We start from the raw sequence: 2234 nt of genomic DNA on the forward strand, positions 1-2234 counted from the left end.
CGGATGATTCCGCGATCGGGGTGATGTGTGACGACGTCTTTGGCAAAGGCTGGGGGCGATTTCGAATTGCTCATTTGGCTACCGGTGATCGCGTCGGCATTGAATTGTTCGAATTCGAGAATGCGGAAAAGCCTGAGAACAATTTTGAATATTGGAAAACAGGCGTGTTCCACTTTTGCGTCCAGGACCCTGACGTGGAGGGGCTGGCGAAGAAGATCGTGCAAAACGGCGGCAAGCAACGGATGCCGATTCGCGAGTATTATCCGGGCGAAAAGCCATACCGGATGGTTTACTGCGAAGACCCCTTTGGAAACTTGATCGAGATCTATTCGCACAGCTACGAGCTGACCTATTCGGCTGGCGCGTACCAAGACGATTCAGAAAGTTGAGCGCAATGCCTTTTGAGTCCGCTTCGTGCTTTGTCCCAGCCAAAGATGAGGGGCGTCTGTAGTCGGTAGTGGACGAGGCAACGAGTCCCGTCTTCTACGAGTCCCGTCTTCTACAATGATTTCGGACTCGTCGGCTCGTCCACTACCAGGAAACCGAATTGGGATAAAACGCCGGGGCCGTCGTGCGTGGACGCAAGACGCAAAGTTGCCTACTTGGCCAAGTCCACTGCGACGATTTCTTCGTCGTTGCGAGCGAACGCGGTTTGACCTGCGTACGCCGGGTGGCTCCACACGACCGGTCGACCGAAAGCTTCGCCGGTTGGCTCGAGCACATGAAAACGCCCCAAGTCTTCATAGCCGTCCGGGGTCAGTTTGGCCATTTGCAGGTCGCCGGTTTCGCTGAAGATCAAATAGCGATCGGTATCGGCCAAGCGAGTCAAGAATGCGGTACCGTGCTTGATGAATCGCTTTTCGTCGGGCTTGGTTGCTTCGAAAGTCTCCCACAATCGCGAGCCATCTTTAGCATTCACGGCGATCAACGTCCCCACGACACAATCGGTTCCGTAAACGACGCCGCCGGTAAAGATCGGTGTCGCGTTGGCGCTGTGCACCGCCTCTTTCGGTTCGCCTCGCCAAAGTTCTTTGGCCGTCGGGCTGTCGCTTCCTAATTGGATCATCAATGACTCGCTGCGAATTCCGCTGGCGTACATCAAGTCACCATCGACCATCGGACGAGCGATCGACATGTCGAATGAGGGAGCGATTGGGATGCTCCAGTATTGGCTACCGGTGACCGGATTCAAGCTGGTCACCGCAGTGGGGTGATAGACGATCAATTGGCGTGTACCGCCATGCTGGATGATCGACGGGGTGCAGTATCCGGCGTTACCGTCAAGCGCTTTCCATTTGACTTTGCCGGTCAATTTGTCAAACGCCACGACGGCTTGCCCCTCGCCACCGACCATCGTGTACAGCGTATCGCCATCGATCAACGGATGAGCCGCAAATCCCCAAATCGGAACCTCGGCACCAAGGTCCTTTGCCAAGTTGCGTTTCCAAACGACTTCGCCATCGGAAACTCGCAACGCCTGCAGGTCACCCTCACTGCCCAAAATGTAGACGAGGTCACCGGCCACGGTGGGCGTGCATCGTGGGCCCGCAGGGTACGAAATGCTGTAAGGACGATCGTAGGCATATTGCCAAAGTTGTTTGCCAGTTTCGGCATCGAGCGCAGTCAATCGCTCTTGCCCCTTCAAGTTGGCTCGTTTGCCAGCATCGTTGAACGCTTCGCCTGCGGTTGTCTTGTAGTCAAAAACGAATACGCGGCCGTCGGCGACCGCGGGTCCCGCATAGCCGCCCGCAACCGGGGTCCGCCATTTCACCGTCAATCCGCTGTCGGGCACCTGATCAATAATTCCTGTTTCGCGATAGATTCCATCTCGCGTTGGTCCCATCCAGGCTGGCCAATCGTCGGCCACGGCACTGGTCGACGAGATCCCTGCAAAACAGGCTGCGGCGATCATCGAGAAAAAGCGGAATCGATCAAAATATCGCAAAATCATCGTGGTTGCGTCCCTAGAAACAGACAGTGAAGAAAGAGGCGATGCATTATAGAGCAGCGCAAAGCTTTAGATGGCTATCGAAGTAAACTGTCCGCCGCCCGAGACGTGATCCGCTGAAAAAGGAACCGGCGGCATGTTCCTTAGAACAAGCGGTTCATGCCGTTCAGCGCGGCGACGCGGTAGGCTTCGGCCATCGTCGGGTAGTTGAACGTGGTTTCGACGAAGTACTCGACCGTGTTGTGGCCGTGCGGTTGGTTCATGATCGCTTGACCGATATGCACGA

Annotated in this window: 2 protein-coding genes; one reads left to right on the forward strand and one right to left on the reverse strand. The window is 55.8% G+C overall.

The features are described from left to right. A partial coding sequence (locus tag ABX962_RS35045; protein WP_372726293.1) for a VOC family protein occupies positions 1-389 on the forward strand: 389 nt, incomplete at its 5' end. A gap of 209 nt (positions 390-598) precedes the next feature. Here ABX962_RS35045 and ABX962_RS35050 read toward each other — a convergent pair. Continuing rightward, positions 599-1912: a PQQ-binding-like beta-propeller repeat protein gene (locus tag ABX962_RS35050; protein ID WP_372726294.1), complete on the reverse strand. Its 1314-nt coding sequence runs from the start codon at positions 1910-1912 to the stop codon at positions 599-601. Positions 1913-2234: the final 322 nt, after the last annotated feature.

It is taken from the genome of Novipirellula sp., assembly GCF_041583735.1.
Taxonomy (GTDB): Bacteria; Planctomycetota; Planctomycetia; order Pirellulales; family Pirellulaceae; genus Novipirellula.